Annotated in this window: 13 protein-coding genes; 9 read left to right on the top strand and 4 right to left on the bottom strand. The window is 70.1% G+C overall.

Annotated elements, in window-relative coordinates; genetic code table 11:
* Positions 1 to 269: 269 nt before the first annotated feature.
* Positions 270 to 800 (top strand): hypothetical protein, encoded by a 531-nt coding sequence (locus WA805_RS15170; protein WP_422273577.1) that lies wholly within the window; start codon positions 270 to 272, stop codon positions 798 to 800.
* A 1-nt stretch (position 801) separates the two neighbouring features.
* On the opposite strand, the gene WA805_RS15165 is transcribed toward WA805_RS15170, so the two are convergent.
* From WA805_RS15165 to WA805_RS15150, 4 genes are all read right to left on the bottom strand, one after another.
* Complete coding sequence (locus tag WA805_RS15165; RefSeq protein ID WP_422273575.1) at positions 802 to 1,968, bottom strand: ABC transporter permease; 1,167 nt, start codon at positions 1,966 to 1,968, stop codon at positions 802 to 804.
* The gene (locus WA805_RS15160; protein WP_422339208.1) at positions 1,965 to 2,924 is read right to left on the bottom strand and encodes an ABC transporter ATP-binding protein; all 960 of its coding nucleotides are present in this window, start codon (positions 2,922 to 2,924) and stop codon (positions 1,965 to 1,967) included. Before WA805_RS15160 ends, WA805_RS15165 begins: the two co-directional genes overlap by 4 nt.
* A gap of 48 nt (positions 2,925 to 2,972) precedes the next feature.
* Positions 2,973 to 3,845, bottom strand: a complete 873-nt coding sequence (gene purU, locus WA805_RS15155) for a formyltetrahydrofolate deformylase (RefSeq protein ID WP_425242637.1) — start codon at positions 3,843 to 3,845, stop codon at positions 2,973 to 2,975.
* Between the two features lie 89 nt (positions 3,846 to 3,934).
* Positions 3,935 to 5,395, bottom strand: coding sequence for a trimethylamine methyltransferase family protein (locus WA805_RS15150; protein ID WP_422339206.1), 1,461 nt, complete (start codon positions 5,393 to 5,395; stop codon positions 3,935 to 3,937).
* Positions 5,396 to 5,454: 59 nt separating this feature from the next.
* Here WA805_RS15150 and WA805_RS15145 point away from each other — a divergent pair, with 59 nt between their 5' ends.
* The 8 genes from WA805_RS15145 to WA805_RS15110 form a co-directional block, all read left to right on the top strand.
* Positions 5,455 to 6,261, top strand: coding sequence for an IclR family transcriptional regulator (locus WA805_RS15145; RefSeq protein WP_422271526.1), 807 nt, complete (start codon positions 5,455 to 5,457; stop codon positions 6,259 to 6,261).
* Positions 6,262 to 6,265: 4 nt separating this feature from the next.
* Complete coding sequence (locus WA805_RS15140; RefSeq protein ID WP_422271528.1) at positions 6,266 to 6,931, top strand: cobalamin B12-binding domain-containing protein; 666 nt, start codon at positions 6,266 to 6,268, stop codon at positions 6,929 to 6,931.
* A 16-nt stretch (positions 6,932 to 6,947) separates the two neighbouring features.
* Entirely contained in the window at positions 6,948 to 7,814 is an 867-nt protein-coding gene (locus tag WA805_RS15135; protein ID WP_422289574.1) for a dihydropteroate synthase, read from the top strand.
* Positions 7,811 to 9,613 (top strand): ASKHA domain-containing protein, encoded by a 1,803-nt coding sequence (locus WA805_RS15130; protein ID WP_425242636.1) that lies wholly within the window; start codon positions 7,811 to 7,813, stop codon positions 9,611 to 9,613. The genes WA805_RS15135 and WA805_RS15130 overlap by 4 nt, the downstream gene beginning before the upstream one ends.
* A complete protein-coding gene (locus tag WA805_RS15125) occupies positions 9,600 to 10,274 on the top strand; it encodes a DUF1638 domain-containing protein (RefSeq protein WP_425242635.1) in 675 nt (224 codons plus the stop codon). Before WA805_RS15130 ends, WA805_RS15125 begins: the two co-directional genes overlap by 14 nt.
* 333 nt (positions 10,275 to 10,607) lie before the next feature.
* Positions 10,608 to 13,109: a GcvT family protein gene (locus tag WA805_RS15120; protein ID WP_425242634.1), complete on the top strand. Its 2,502-nt coding sequence runs from the start codon at positions 10,608 to 10,610 to the stop codon at positions 13,107 to 13,109.
* A gap of 6 nt (positions 13,110 to 13,115) precedes the next feature.
* The gene (locus WA805_RS15115; protein WP_424564263.1) at positions 13,116 to 13,880 is read left to right on the top strand and encodes an electron transfer flavoprotein subunit beta/FixA family protein; all 765 of its coding nucleotides are present in this window, start codon (positions 13,116 to 13,118) and stop codon (positions 13,878 to 13,880) included.
* Positions 13,877 to 14,380 (top strand): hypothetical protein (locus tag WA805_RS15110; protein WP_425242633.1); only part of this gene is annotated, 504 nt, incomplete at its 3' end. The genes WA805_RS15115 and WA805_RS15110, both read left to right, overlap by 4 nt.

Below are 14,380 nucleotides of genomic sequence, written 5' to 3'. Positions count from 1 at the left end.
GTCCAGGCCCGGCGCGGGCAAGTTGTGTTCGGCGACCCGGCCCCGGTCAAGACCTGCCCCTTCTGCCTGTCCAGCGATCTCCCGGCCGCCGCGTCCAAGTGCAAGTACTGCGGCACCGACCAGCCAGCCGCCGCTGTCTGATCCAGAGCGAAGCTGGCCCGCTGGGCGGGTCCGGGTTGGGCTAATTCACTCTGTACGGGTGATCCAGGCCTAGGCGGGTGACCCGTAGCGTCCTGGTTACTACCCACCCGGGCTCTGGAGGTATGAGGATGGCAGTCGACACGTTCTTGGCCTATGTCGGGGTTTATAACAGCGCGGCCGACGCCGACGCCGACTATCAGGCGGTCAAGGACCTGCATACCAAGGAACACCTGATCGACGCCTATGACGCCGCGGTGGTCGAGCGCCGGGCCGACGGGAAGGTCAAGATCACCAAGAAGCACGAGACGCCGACGCGGGTCGGCGGGGTGCTCGGCGGCGGCGTGGGCCTGGCGACCGGCCTGGTCGTAGTCCTGTTCCCGTTTGCCGCGATCGGCGGCGGCCTGCTGGCGGTTACCACCGGCGGCGGCGCAATTCTCGGCGCGGTCGCAGGCCACGCGGCCGCCGGGATGAGCCGCAAGGACCTGAAGGAGCTCGGTGAGCATCTCGACGCCGGGCAGGCGGGCCTGGTCGTGGTCGCGGTGTCCGACATGGGCGCGAAGATCGAGCGGGAAATGAAGAGGGCCAGGAAAGTCGAGGCCAGGGAACTGAAGGCCGACACCGCCAGCATCGAGGCCGACGCGAAGTCCGCGGAAGGGTGATCTAACGCGAGAGAACCTCGCGCAGCTTAACGCGGGCGCCGGTGCGCAGGACAGACCGGCTGTAGATGCCGGCGGCGACGCGGGCCATCCACACGGTGGACACGGCCAGCAGCGCCGCGGCGACCACGACCTGCCACAGCGGCACGTCACCCGAGGCGTACAGCACGGGCATCGCGATCGGTGCGGTGGGCGGGAAGAAGCCGAGCACGTGATAGAAGACGCTCGCGCTGTTCGCGTAGATGACGGTGTAGGACAGGATGTAGGCGATGATCAGCGGCAGCTGCACGGGCAGGATCGTCGAGTTGACGTCGGACTGCCTGCTGACCAGCGAACCCGCCGCCGCGAACGCGGTGCAGTAGAAGGCGTAGCCGAGCACCACGAATACCCCGCCGGTCAGCACGATGCCGATCGCCGCGCCGTGCACTAGGTCGGACCCTGAGGCGAACCCGGCGACCACGAAGGCGATCACCATGGCCGCCGCCTGCGCCAGCGCGAGCAGCCCGATGCCGGTTACCTTGCCGACAAGCAGCTGGATCGGGCGGAGTGAAGAGAGCAGCACCTCCGCGATCCTGCTGCCCTTCTCCTCGCCGATGCCGAGCGCGATCTGCGACCCGTAGACGCTGATCATGATCCATACCAGGATCACGGTGAACAGGCCGGTCAGCCGGGATGACAGCGGTTTCGAGGGGGGCTCGAGGCCGCGCACCGGCAGCGCGATGCCGTGCGCCACCGCCGCGGCCGCGCCCGGCACGGTCTCGACCAGCTTGCTCAGCCCGGCGACCTGGGCGAGCGTCGCCAGCCCGCCGGACACGCCGCCGAGCGGCACCTGCTTGACCAGCACCTCTGTGTCGCCGACGAGCACCGCGCTCAGGTCACCGGAGCGCAGCGCCGCCTCCGCCGCCGCCACGCTCGGCTGCGGGACCGCGACCGTCTTGACGCCCGCCAGCCGCCCGGCCTCGGCGATGATGCCGGTCGTCGTTGCGGCGTTGCCGCCCACGTAGCCGATCCGCTCCGGCTTGGCGTTCCGCGACAGGATCGCGGGCAGCGCCACGCCGAGTGCGACCGCGAGAACCAGCACCACCGTGCTGATCGCGAAGGCGCGGGTCTTGGCGCGCTGGCGCAGTTCGCGGCGCGCGACCAGCCACGTCATCCGGGCCTGGCGGTTCACCGGCTGACCCCCGCGGCGGCGTGCTCGGCCTCGGCCTGCCCGACCGAAGCCCCGGTCACCTCACGGAACACCTCGGAGAGCCGGCGGTCCTCGAAGCTGAAATGCTCGATGGGGCCGGCCGCCCTGGCGAGATCGAGGATCCGCTGGGAGTCGGCACCGGTCGTTAGGGATATCAAAACCGTTCCTTCCGGACGGACGGCCTCGACCTCGCCGAGATCAGCCGCCAGCGACCGTGTCCAGGCGCCGTCGGCGTCACCGCCGACCCGCACCGCGAGCCGCAGGCGGTCGCCGCGCCGCAGCTCCTCGACGGGACCGGACGCGACGAGACGGCCGTGGTGAATGATGGCGACCGCCTCGCAGATGTCTTCGACGAGGTCAAGCTGGTGGCTGGAGAAGAGCACGGTGACGCCTGCCGCCGCGCGCTCGGCGAGGACCTGCCGCATGTCGTCGACGCCGCCCGGGTCGAGGCCTGCGAACGGCTCGTCGAGGACGAGCAGTTCCGGGTCGTGCACCAGGGCGACGGCGAGCTGGGCACGCTGCTGGTTGCCATGCGAGAGCGCGTCGATCTTGGCGTCCTCGCGGCCGGCCAGGCCGAGGCGGCGGATCCAGTGCGTGGCGGCCTTCTCCGCTGCCTGGTCGTTGACGTCGTGCAGCGTGGCGAAGTACTCGATCTGCTCGCGCAGCTTCATCCCCGGGTAGAGGCCGCGTTCTTCCGGCATGTAGCCGAAGTGCCGCCGCGCCTGTTCGTCGACTGGCTTGCCGCGCCAGCGGATCTCGCCCCCGTCCAGGCTGGCCACGCCGAAGATGGCGCGCATCGTGGTGGTCTTGCCAGCGCCGTTCGGACCGAGGAATCCGAAGACCTGGCCGGACGGGACGTCGAACGACAGCCCGTCGAGCGCGATGACCGACCCGTACCGGCGGCGCAAACCGTCAATCTCAAGCTCGACCGAAGCCATGGCTCAAGCCTAGTGGCGGCTCGCCCTGCCGTGGCGGTCGCCGGATTCCTACATCAGCACGACCGTGCGGTCGCCGTTGAGCAGCACGCGGTGCTCGGCATGCCAGCTGACCGCGCGGGCGAGCACCTGGGCCTCGACGTCCCGGCCAGCCTCGACGAGCCGCTCTGGCGTGTACGAGTGGTCGACGCGGACCAGCCCCTGCTCGATGATCGGCCCCTCGTCAAGGTCCGGCGTGACGTAGTGCGCGGTGGCGCCGACCAGCTTCACACCCTTGGTATAGGCCTGGTGGTAAGGCCTGGCGCCCTTGAAACTCGGCAGGAACGAGTGGTGGATGTTGATCATCCGGCCCTCGACCCGCTTGCAGACTTCCGGCGAGAGGATCTGCATGTAGCGGGCCAGTACGACGAGCCGCGTCTGTGTCTCGTCGATGAGCGAAAGCAACGTGGCCTCGGCGGCCGGCTTGCTGTCCTGCGTCACCGGTAGGTAGTGGAACGGCAGCTTGTAAGACTCGGTCAGGTCTCGGTAGGTGTCGTGGTTGGAGACCACCCCGGTGATGTCGATGGGCAGCGAGCCTGACCTCCAGCGGAAGAGCAGGTCGTTCAGGCAGTGCCCGAGCTGAGAGACCATCAGCAGCGTCCGGATCCGCGAGGTCGCGCCGTGCAGCCGCCACGACATGTGGAACGACTCGGCGACCCACGAGAAGTCGCGCTCGAGCTCCGCCACCGGGCGGCCGGGCGGCGGCACCGAGAAGTGCACCCGCATGAAGAACAGCCCGCCGTCCGGCTCCCCGTACTGCTGGCTGTCGATGATGTTGCCCGAGTGCTGCACCAGGAAGCTTGACACCGCGTACACGATTCCCGGCTTGTCCGGGCAGGACAGCGTCAGGATGAACTCCAGGCCTGCGCTTTCCGGCTTGCTCATACCGGACACGATACATGCCTGGCTGAGCATGGCTTAAGCCGTACAAATAAGGTTTCAGGCGCGGTTGTGCGCGGAGCACAAATGACTGTTCAGTCGCCCAGCTCACGGCGGCGGCGGGTCACGAACTCGGACAGCTCGGCCTGGATGGCGTCGTCGATCGGCGGGGCCTCGTACCCGTCGAGCGTGGCCCGCCAGATCTCGCCCGCGCGGGCGGTGGCGTCCTTGCCGCCGAGGCGCAGCCATCGTTCGAAGTTCGCTGTCGACGACAGCAGCGGACGGTAGAAGCAGGTCCTGAACCGCTCCAGGGTGTGCGCCGCGCCGAGGAAGTGCCCGCCGTGCCCCACCTCCTCATGCGCGCCGAACGCCAGCGATTCCTCGGTGATCTCCAGCGGCGTGAACTCGACGCGCAGCTCGCGCAGCAGCTCGATGTCGATGATGAACTTCTCGTAGCAGGTGACCAGGCCGCCCTCCAGCCATCCCGCCGCGTGCATGACGAAGTTGGTGCCGGCCAGGAAGGTTGGCAGCAGGGTCATCAGCGACTCGTAGGCGGCCTGCGCGTCCGCGGTCTGCGAGGAGTTCAGCCCGCCGCCGGTGCGGAACGGCAGCCCGTAGTGCCTGGCGAGCTGGCCGGTGCACAGCAGCCCGATCGCTGACTCCGGGGTGCCGAACGACGGCGATCCCGACTGCATGTCGATGTTGGACAGGAACGACCCGAAGATCACCGGGCAGCCGGGCCTGATCAGCTGTGCGAGCGCGATCCCGGCTAGCGCCTCAGCAAGCTGCTGCGCCAGGGCCGCGGGGATCGTCACCGGCGACATCGCGCCCATCAGCAGGAACGGTGTCAGCACCACCGGCTGGTTCGCGGCGCAGTACTCGAACTGCGCGTCGAGCATCCGGTCGTCCCAGCGCAGCGGTGAGTTGCAGTTGATCAGCGACACCACGGCCGGCGTCCGCTCAATGGCCGCCCGGCCCGCGTCCGCCCCCGCCCCGCCGCCGAACAGGATCGAGGTCATCGCGAGCGTGTCCGCGGCGTTGCCGCCTGACACGACGTTGCCCATGTAGATCTTGTCGGTCAGCGTGGCCAGCGCGTAGATCATGTCCAGATGGCGGGAGTCGAGCGGCGCGTCGTTCGGCTCGCAGATCACGCCGCCCGCCGAGTCCAGCTGCGGGAAGGCCTGCGAGAGCTTGCACAGCCGGTGGTAGTCGTCGAGCGTGGCGTCGCGCCGGACGTCGCCCTCGCGGATGAACGGGCACCCGTACACCGCGCCGAACACCATGTGATCCCCGCCGATGTGCACCGTGTTCGCGGGGTTGCGGGCCTGGATGTCGAACTCCCGCGGCGCCTTGGCGACCTGCTCGAGCACGAACTCCGGGTCCAGGTAGACGACGTCGCCGTCGGTCCGCTGGCCAGCCTTGGCGAATAGCTCGACCGCCTCCGGCTTCGCGAACTGCACGCCGATCTCCGACACGATCCGCTTCCAGCCGCGCTCGAGCACGCCGATCGCGTCCGCGGACAGGATCTCGTACCGAGGCATCGTATTGACAAACACGTCCATATCGTAGAACTTGGTTCCATAAAGTGGAATAGGCCGCACCCGAGGCAGAACGAATGAGCAATCCCCCCAACGGCACCCAGGCCGTGGACCGGGCAGCCAGGCTGCTTTCCGAGGTGGTGCACGCCAGCGACCCGGTCACGTTCACTGAGCTCACCGCCGCGACCGGGCTGGCCAGGTCCACCACCTCCCGGCTGCTGCTCGCCCTGGAACGCAATCACCTGATCCGCCGCGACGACCACGGCAGGTTCCTGCCCGGGGAGATGTTCGTCAGCTTCGCCTGGCGCGGCGGCGCTGACACGAGCCTGGTCGCGGTCGCCCAGCCGTTCCTTGACCGGCTCGCCAAGGGCACCGGCGAGACCATCAACCTGGGGGTCTCCAGCGGCACCAGCGTCGAGCAGATCGCCCAGGTGGACTGCGCCTACATGATCGGCGGCACCAACTGGGTGGGCCTGTCTGTGCCGCTGCACGCGTCCGCGCTCGGCAAGGTGCTGCTCGCCTACGGCGCGGCGCAGCTGCCGAAGGGGCCGCTGCAGCGGTGCACCGAGCGGACGATCACCGCGGAGTCCTCGCTGCGCGCCGAGCTGGCGACCGTCCGCGCCCGCGGCTACGCCGTGACCGACGAGGAGCTCGAGCCAGGGCTGATCGCGCTCGCCGGGCCGGTGTTCCGCTACGACGGGACGGTGGTGGCCGCGATGTCGGTCTCCGCTCCCACCTCGCGGATGACCCGTGAGGCAGTGACTAACGCCGCCCGCCGCTGCGTCGACGAGGCCGCAGGCCTGTCCTCCGCGCTGGGCTACCGGCCCAGGCCGCGACCGGGTACCGCCAAGACCCGGGCCAGGCGCGTGGCGGACAGGGCGTGACAGCATGACCAAAGACGAGCTGCTCGGCGAACTGTACGACAAGACGCTCACCGGGAACGCCCCGGCGGTGCTCGACCTGACGAATCAGGGCCTCGGGCAGGGCCTTGGCCCGGAGACGCTGCTCTACGAGGCGCTGATCCCGGCCCTCGAGGAGGTCGGCGCCCGGTTCGAGCGCGGCGACTTCTTCGTCCCTGAGATGCTGATCGCGGGCAAGGCGATGGCCGGGGCGCTGGAGATCCTGCGCCCGCTGCTGGCCGAGACGGGCGCGGAGACGATCGGCACGGTGGTGATGGGCACCGTGAAGGGCGACGTGCACGACATCGGCAAGAACCTCGTGAACATCATGTTCGAGGGCGCGGGGTTCCAGGTCATCGACCTCGGCGTGCAGGTCGCGCCGGAGAAGTTCATCGAGGCGATTAAGACACACAAGCCGGATATCGTCGGCTTTTCCGCCTTCTTGACCACCACGATGCCGATGTTCAAGGCGAACATCAACGCGCTGCAGAAGGCCGGCCTCAGAGACCAGGTCATCGTGATGGTCGGCGGCGCGCCGGTAACCCAGGAGTACGCCGACGTGGTCGGCGCCGACGGCTACGCGGCGGACGCCTCCGCAGCGGTGGTCAAGGCGAAGGAACTGATCCGCCGCCGCCGCGCGCTCGCGAACGCTTAGCCACCGGGCCAGGCCGATGCATACCACGCTGTCCAGCGCGACGAAGACCGTCACGATCGGCCCTGACCAGCCGTTCGCGATCATCGGGGAACGGATCAACCCGACCGGCCGCAAAGTGTTCCAGCAGCAGCTGCGCAACGGCGACCTGTCCAGGATCGCGATCGACGTCGAGCAGCAGGTGGCCGGCGGCGCGATGCTGCTCGACGTGAACATGGGCGCCCCGCTGGCCGATGAGGCGGCGCTCATGGTCAAGGCGGTCACGCTCATCCAGCAGCTGACTGACCTGCCGCTGGTCATCGACTCCTCGATCCCCGAGGTGCTCGAGGCGGGCCTCCGCACCTACCAGGGCAAGGCGCTGGTCAACTCGGTGACCGCCGAAGACGAGCGGCTGCATACGATCCTGCCGCTCGTCAAGGAGCACGGCGCCGCCGTTATCGGGCTGCCGAACGACGAGGAGCAGATCCCAGACGAACCCGAGCGCCGGCTCGAACTGGCCAGGAAGCTCGTCGCCGTGGCGACGGACACGTACAAGATCCCGCTCGAGGACATCGTCATCGACCCGCTCGCGATGCCGGCCGGCGCCGACACCGGGCACACCGGGCGGACCCTGGAAACCCTCGCCCTGCTCAGGCAGGAGTTGGGCGTGAACACCACGCTCGGCGCGTCGAACCTGAGCTTCGGCATGCCGCACCGGGAGGCGATCACCGCCGCGTTCCTGCCGCTCGCCGCCGCGAGCGGGCTGACCAGCGCGATCATGGACGCCCGCTCGCCGCAGGTGGTCCGCGCCGCCAGGGCAGCTGACCTGCTGCTCGGCCGCGACGACTGGGGGGCGGCCTGGATCGCGGCCTACCGCGCGGAACAAGCCGGGAAACCCCCGTCATGACCCAGCGGGTCGACCTGCGCTTCAACGGCCAGCCGGTGCGGGTGCCGCGCGGGGTCACCCTGTTCGACGCGGCGAGCTGGAACGGCATCGCGATCGACTCCACCTGCGGCGGGCACGGCACGTGCAAGAAATGCCGCATCAGGTTCCGCGAGAACCCGCCGGCCCCGACCAGCCTCGACGTCCGCGCTTACACCGCGCAGGAGATCAAGGACGGGTGGCGGCTCGCCTGCCGGACGCCGGCGACCGTCGACGCCGACGTGGAGGTGCCGCCGCTGACCACCCGGCCGAAGGCGGCGATGGTCGGCGTCGGCCGTCAGGTGATCCTTCGCCCGGCGGTCTCCAAGCGCTACCTCGAGCTGGCCGAGCCGAGCTTGGCCGACCAGGTCACCGACCTAGAGCGGGTGCTCGCCGCGCTGACCGATTTGGAGCCCGCGGCCGACCTGGCGGTGCTGGCGACCCTCGGCCCGGTGCTGCGGCAGGCCGACTTCAAGGTGACCGCCGTCGTCGTCGACGACAGGCTGATCGCGGTCGAGCCCGGCGACACGACACAGCGCGGCTTCGGCCTGGCCTTTGACCTCGGCACCACCACGGTGGTCGCCACGCTGCTCGACCTGACCACCGGCACCCCGGTGGCGGTGCGGTCGATGCTCAACAAGCAGCAGCCGTTCGGCGCCGACGTGATCACCAGGATCAGCGCGACGATGCTCGACCCGGCGGCGCGGGACAAGCTGCAGCAGCTCGCCAGGGAGACCCTCGCGGAGCTGGCGGCCGGCGTGTGCGAGGAGGGCGGGGTTCAGCCGGGCGAGGTCTACGAGGTCGCGCTCGCGGGCAACGCCACGATGGTCCACCTGGTCCTCGGCATGGACCCCGAGCCTCTCGGCGTCGCGCCGTTCATCATGGCCGCCCGGCTGCTGCCTGAGATCAGGGCGCGGGACCTCGGCGTCCCTGCGCACCCGGGAGCGCGCGCGGTGGTGTTCCCCGCGTTCGGCGCCTACGTCGGCGGTGACATCACCGCCGGGCTGCTGGCCAGCGGGATGGACCGCGACCCGCGGATCCGGCTGTTCATCGACATCGGCACGAACTGCGAGATCGTGCTCGGCGGCCGGGACTGGCTGCTGGCGACGGCCGCCCCGGCCGGGCCCGCGTTCGAGGGCGCCGCGATCCGCTGCGGGATGCGCGCCGCCGACGGCGCGATCGAAGCGGTGACGATCACCCCGGACGGGGACCTGAACCTCACGGTAATCGGCGACACGGAGCCGCGCGGCCTGTGCGGCTCTGGCCTTGTCGACGCGGTGACCGCCCTCGTGGAGGCAGGGCTGCTCGAAGGCTCGGGCCGGTTCGTCCCGGCCGAGGATGCCAGCCGGATCGCGCCCGGCCTCGCCAGCCGCCTCACCACCGTCGGCGCGGAACGGGTCTTCATGCTGCACGGCGACATCTACCTGTCGCAGCGCGACATCCGCGAGCTCCAGTTCGCCAAGGCGGCGATCGCGACCGGCTGGCGCATCCTGCTCGAGGAGGCCAGCCTCACCGAGGAGGACGTCAAGCAGGTGCTGCTGGCGGGGTCGTTCGGCTCTTACCTGTCGCCGAAGTCCGCGATCCGCATCGGCCTCGTCCCCGCCGTCCCGGTCCGCCGCGTGGTCGCCGCAGGGAACGTCGCCGGCGAAGGCGCCAAGATGGCCCTGCTCTCCGTCCGCGAACGCGCCGCCGCCCTGGCCCTCCTCGAGGAGGTGAGGTATGTCGAGCTCTCCGACCGCGGCGACTTCAACGACCGGTTCATCGACCAGCTTGGGTTCAGTTGAGGTCATCGCCTGCGGCGCCTTGGCCGCGCACATCAGGGAAATAGCCGCCCGCCGCGGCTGGCCGCTGGTGGTCCGTCCGCTGCCCGCCCGCCTCCACAACCGCCCGGAAAAAATCACCCAGTATGCAGAACGGGCCCGTTCCTCCGCCCCCACGGTCCTGGCCTACGCCGACTGCGGCACGTACGGCAAGCTAGACGAATTCTGCACGGCCAACGACATCCCCCGCCTCCCCGGCCTGCACTGCTACGACGTCTTCGCCGGGCAAGAGCGCATCGCGGCCCTCTTCGACGAGGAACCAGGCACCTACCTGCTAACGGACTACCTAGTCCGCACCTTCGACAAAACAGTCCTGGCAAGCCTGGGCCTCGACAAGCACCCAGACCTCTGGCCCGACTACTTCGCCCACTACAAAAGAGTCGTCTGGCTGGCGCAAGCGCCCACCCCCTCTCTCGAAGCCGAAGCCCAGCGCATAGCCAACCTCTTCGCCCTCCCCCTAACCACCATCCCCACAGGCGTCGGGGGCCTGGAATCCGCCCTAGCCACCCTCCTCGAAGGTATTGGCGGTGTGGCCCACACCGCCAATAGATCCGCACCTGTGGCCCACACCGCCAATCCCGCCGACCGCGTGGGCGCGACTGGAGTGGAAGCAGAGCACCAATGAGGCGTTTGGCACCCGTGGGAGATAGCGCACGGCAGAGGTGGGCGCCGGCCCCGGGCCTGGCGCCCAGGCCGATAAGGGTCCTGCTGGGGCACATGGGTTTGGGGCAACGCCGATGCTCGCGGGGCGAGCGAGGGCCGCAGGTCCAGAGGGCGGCCCGTCCGGCTTGGCCAACGCCGAGTCTGTCCGGCGCAGGCAACGACCCGCGGACGCCCAAGGGGCAAGCGAGGGGCGCAGTGGAGGTACGACGCGTTGTTCGGGGCTGCTCTCAGGCCCCGACTGAACGCGTCGGACCCACCACAAGCCTCACGCGCCACCACCATGGAGGTACTAATCGTGAGTGAGGTCCCAACCCGCGCCAGCGCCGTTGTGATCGGCGCTGGAATCGTAGGCAACAGCCTCGTCCACCACCTAGCCCTGCTCGGCTGGCGTGACGTCGTCCTAGTCGACAAGGGCCCGATGCCCAACCCCGGCGGGTCTACCGGGCACGCGTCGAACTTCATCTTTCCTATCGAGTACTCCAAGATGATGTTCGAGCTGACCAGGGACTCCACTGAGCAGTACAAGGCCCTGGGCGTGTTCACAGAAAGCGGCGGCATCGAGGTAGCCCGCACGCCAGAGCGGATGATCGAGCTGCGCCGCCGCACCACGCAGGCCAAGTCGTGGGGCATCCCGGCGGAGATTCTCACCCCGGAAGGCGTCCGCAAGCTCGTGCCCTACCTGGACGAGTCAGTGATCCTCGGCGGCGGCTACTTCCCGACCGTGGGCGTCGTGGACTCGCTGCGCGCCGGCACGCTGATGCGCGACCAGGCTCGCACCTCCGGCGCGCTCACCGTCCTGCCGGGCGCCGAAGTCCTCGACATCAGCGTGAGCGGTGACCGGGTGCGCGGGGTCGTGACGACCGCTGGCGAGATCGAGACCGGTAACGTCGTCATCTGCTGCGGGGTGTGGTCGCCGCGGATCGCGCGGATGGCGGGCGCGCGGCTCGCGCTCACCCCGACTGTGCACCAGATGATCAGCGTTGGGCCGATCGCGCTGTTCGCCGGCACCACCGGCGAGATCAGCTACCCGATCGTGCGGGACGTCGACACCGGCATGTACGAGCGGCAGCACGGCGGCGACATGGAGGTCGGCTCCTACATGCACCGGCCGATCATCGTCGACCCCGACGCCATCCCGTCCAACGAGGAGGCGGCGCTGTCGCCGACCGAGCTGCCGTTCACCGCCGACGACTTCGACCCGCAGCTCGCCCAGGCCCTTGAGCTGATGCCCGAGCTCCTCGGCGACGAGAAGGCCGGCATCAGGTACGCGATCAACGGGCTGATCTCCATGACCCCGGACGGCCATCCGCTGCTCGGCGAGACGCCCGAGGTGAAGGGGCTGTGGTCGGCGGCAGCGAGCTGGATCAAGGAAGGTCCTGGCTGCGGGCGCGCCATCGCCGAGCTGATGTCGGGGAAGGTTCCCACGATCGACGTCCACGAGGCCGACGTCGCGCGGTTCTACCCGTCGTCACGGGCGACGGGCTTCGTCCGGGCCCGGGCCGCTGAGTCGTTCAACAAGATGTACGGCATCGTGCACCCGGCGGAGCAGTTCGAGTCGGCCCGCCCGCTGCGCACCGGGCCGCTGTACGAGCGGACCAGGGAGCTCGGCGCGGTGTGCTACGAAACCGCCCGCTGGGAGCGGCCGCACTGGTACGCGTCGAACGAACCGCTGCTCGAAACGTACGCGGGCCGCCTCATGGAGCGTCCCGCCGAGTGGGAGTCACGGTGGTGGTCGCCGATCATCAACGCCGAGCACCTGGCGATGCGCGACGCGTGCGGCCTCGTCGACCTGTCCGCGTTCACCGTGCTCGACGTGACAGGGCCGGGCGCGCTGGCCGGGCTGCAGCACCTGGCCGTCGCGCAACTCGACGTCCCGGCCGGCCGGGTGGTCTACACGTCGCTGCTCAACGACGAGGGCGGTTTCGTCGCCGACCTCACGATCATGCGCCTGGGCGCGACCTCGTTCCGGATCGTCACCGGCGCGTCGACCGGTGGCAGCGACGCCAAGTGGATCGCCGACCACCTGCCTGACGACGCCCAGCTCACGGACGTCTCCTCCGGGTGGGCCACGCTCGGGCTGTGGGGGCCGCGCGCCTGGGACGTGCTCACCTCGGTGAAGCGTGATGGGGACCAGAGTCCGCCGCGTACGTTCGGGATCAGTGAATTCACCGAAATCGGGGGAGCGGTCGTGCTCGCCTCGAGAATCTCCTACGTGGGCGAGTTCGGCTGGGAGCTGCACGTGCCCGCCGAGCAGGCCGGGCAGTTGTGGGACCTGCTGCGGGAAGCCGGGCGGCCGCACGGGCTGGTGCCGGTGGGGATCGGCGTGTACGCGACGACGGCGCGGCTCGAGAAGGGGTACCGGGCGTACGGCGCGGAGCTGACGCCCGAGTACAACCTTGTCGAAGCCGGGATGACGCGGCCACGGGTCAAGCCGCAGTCGTTCATCGGCAAGGACGCGTACCTGGCGCAACGGGAGGTGGCGCCGGACGCGGTGCTGTGCACGCTGACCGTGGACTCTGCCGTGTCCGCTGACGGGACCCCGAGGTACGCGCTCGGCGGCGAGCCGATCCTCGCGCTCGACGGGTCGCGGCTGGTGGACGCGCTGGGGCGGCCGTCCTATGTAACGTCCGCGGGGTCAGGGCCTTCGGTGGGCAAGCACCTGCTGATGGCCTATCTGCCGCCGGCGGTGGCCGGCGCGGGGACCTCGCTGCTCGTGGAGTACATGGGCGAGCCGTACCCGGTGACCGTGGCCGGGTCGGGGGCCGTGTTCGACCCGTCCGGCTCCCGGATGCGGTGAGCTGCCATGGACGTGCTGGTCTGTGTCAAGCGGGTGCCGACAGTAGGCGGCGCCATTACGGTGTCCGCCGACGGGCTGTCCGTGGATACCCGGATGTCCGGTTTCACGATCAGCCCGCATGAGGAGTGCGCCGTCGAGGAGGCCGTGCGGCTCGTGGAGCGGTTCGGCGGGTCGGTGACGGTGGTGACGCTGGGGCCCGCCGAGGCGGAGGAACAGCTCCGGTCGTGCCTGGCCCTGGGGGCGTCGGCCGCGGTCTTGCTCGAGACGCCGGCCGGGGCGGAGTTCGGGCCGGCCGCGACGGCCGAGGCCCTGCATTCCGTGGCGGCCGACGGCGGGTTCGACCTGGTGCTGCTCGGCAACGAGGCGGCCGACACCGGGGACTACCAGGTCGGCATCCGGCTGGCGCACCTGCTCGGCCGGCCGGTGGCGACCGGGATCAAAGCGCTGACCGTGGACGAAGAGGGGACGTCGGCGGCGGCGCGGCGGGAGTACCGGGGCGTCGCGGAGACCTACACACTGCCGCTGCCGTGCGTGCTGACGGTCCGCGAGGGGATCAACCTGCCGCGTTATCCGTCGCTGCCCGGCCGGCTGCGGGCGAAGCGGGCGGTTATCTCGCGCGTGCCGGTGTCGCCCGTTGCTGGCGCGGCCCTGCGGACGATGGCGCTGCGGGTCCCCGCGGCCGCGCGTCGTGAGGCTACCGTGCTGGGGCACGGCGTCGACGCGGTGCCCGCCCTGGTGTCGGTGCTCGCGGAGCTCGGGGTGCTGTCATGACGGTGTTCTGCCTGGTGGAAGTCGACGACGGCGGCGTGGTGGACGCCTCGCTCAGGGCGCTGACCCTCGCGCGCGGCGTGGCGGCTCAGGCGGGCGACGGGCTGGCGGCCGTGGTGTTCGGCGAACCGCCGGCGGACGACCTCGCCGCTTACGGGGTCGATGACGTCTATGCGGTGTCAGGGATCGACGGCTACGCGCCGCAGGCCTGGGGGCGTGCGCTGGCTGCGCTGGCGGACGGCGCGTCCGCGGTGGTTGCCGCCGGGACAGACCGCGGCAACGAGGTGCTGGCGCACGTGGGTGCCATCACCGGCCTGCCGATGGCGGCCAACTGCGTCGCCGTCTCGGCGGGCAGCGGCGGCTCGTTCGAGATCGTGCGACAGCGCTGGGCCGGGCTGCTGCTCGAGGAGGCGGTGCTCGACGCGCCGATAGCACTGCTGACCGCGGCGACCGACGCGGGCACCGCGGCGCCCGCCGACGCGCCGGGTTCCGCCGCCGTGCAC

It is taken from the genome of Trebonia sp., assembly GCF_049794275.1.
GTDB lineage: Bacteria > Actinomycetota > Actinomycetes > Streptosporangiales > Streptosporangiaceae > Trebonia.
The sequence above is the reverse complement of the archived record's forward strand: the minus strand, read 5'-3'. Positions and strand labels throughout refer to the sequence as shown.

Excerpts from the sequence above, each read along its gene's own strand:
- WA805_RS15170 (WP_422273577.1), top strand. The coding sequence starts at position 270 with ATGGCAGTCGACACGTTCTTGGCCTATGTCGGGGTTTATAACAGCGCG.
- WA805_RS15160 (WP_422339208.1), bottom strand. The coding sequence starts at position 2,924 with ATGGCTTCGGTCGAGCTTGAGATTGACGGTTTGCGCCGCCGGTACGGG.
- purU (WP_425242637.1), bottom strand. The coding sequence starts at position 3,845 with ATGAGCAAGCCGGAAAGCGCAGGCCTGGAGTTCATCCTGACGCTGTCC.
- WA805_RS15145 (WP_422271526.1), top strand. The coding sequence starts at position 5,455 with ATGAGCAATCCCCCCAACGGCACCCAGGCCGTGGACCGGGCAGCCAGG.
- WA805_RS15140 (WP_422271528.1), top strand. The coding sequence starts at position 6,266 with ATGACCAAAGACGAGCTGCTCGGCGAACTGTACGACAAGACGCTCACC.
- WA805_RS15135 (WP_422289574.1), top strand. The coding sequence starts at position 6,948 with ATGCATACCACGCTGTCCAGCGCGACGAAGACCGTCACGATCGGCCCT.
- WA805_RS15130 (WP_425242636.1), top strand. The coding sequence starts at position 7,811 with ATGACCCAGCGGGTCGACCTGCGCTTCAACGGCCAGCCGGTGCGGGTG.
- WA805_RS15115 (WP_424564263.1), top strand. The coding sequence starts at position 13,116 with ATGGACGTGCTGGTCTGTGTCAAGCGGGTGCCGACAGTAGGCGGCGCC.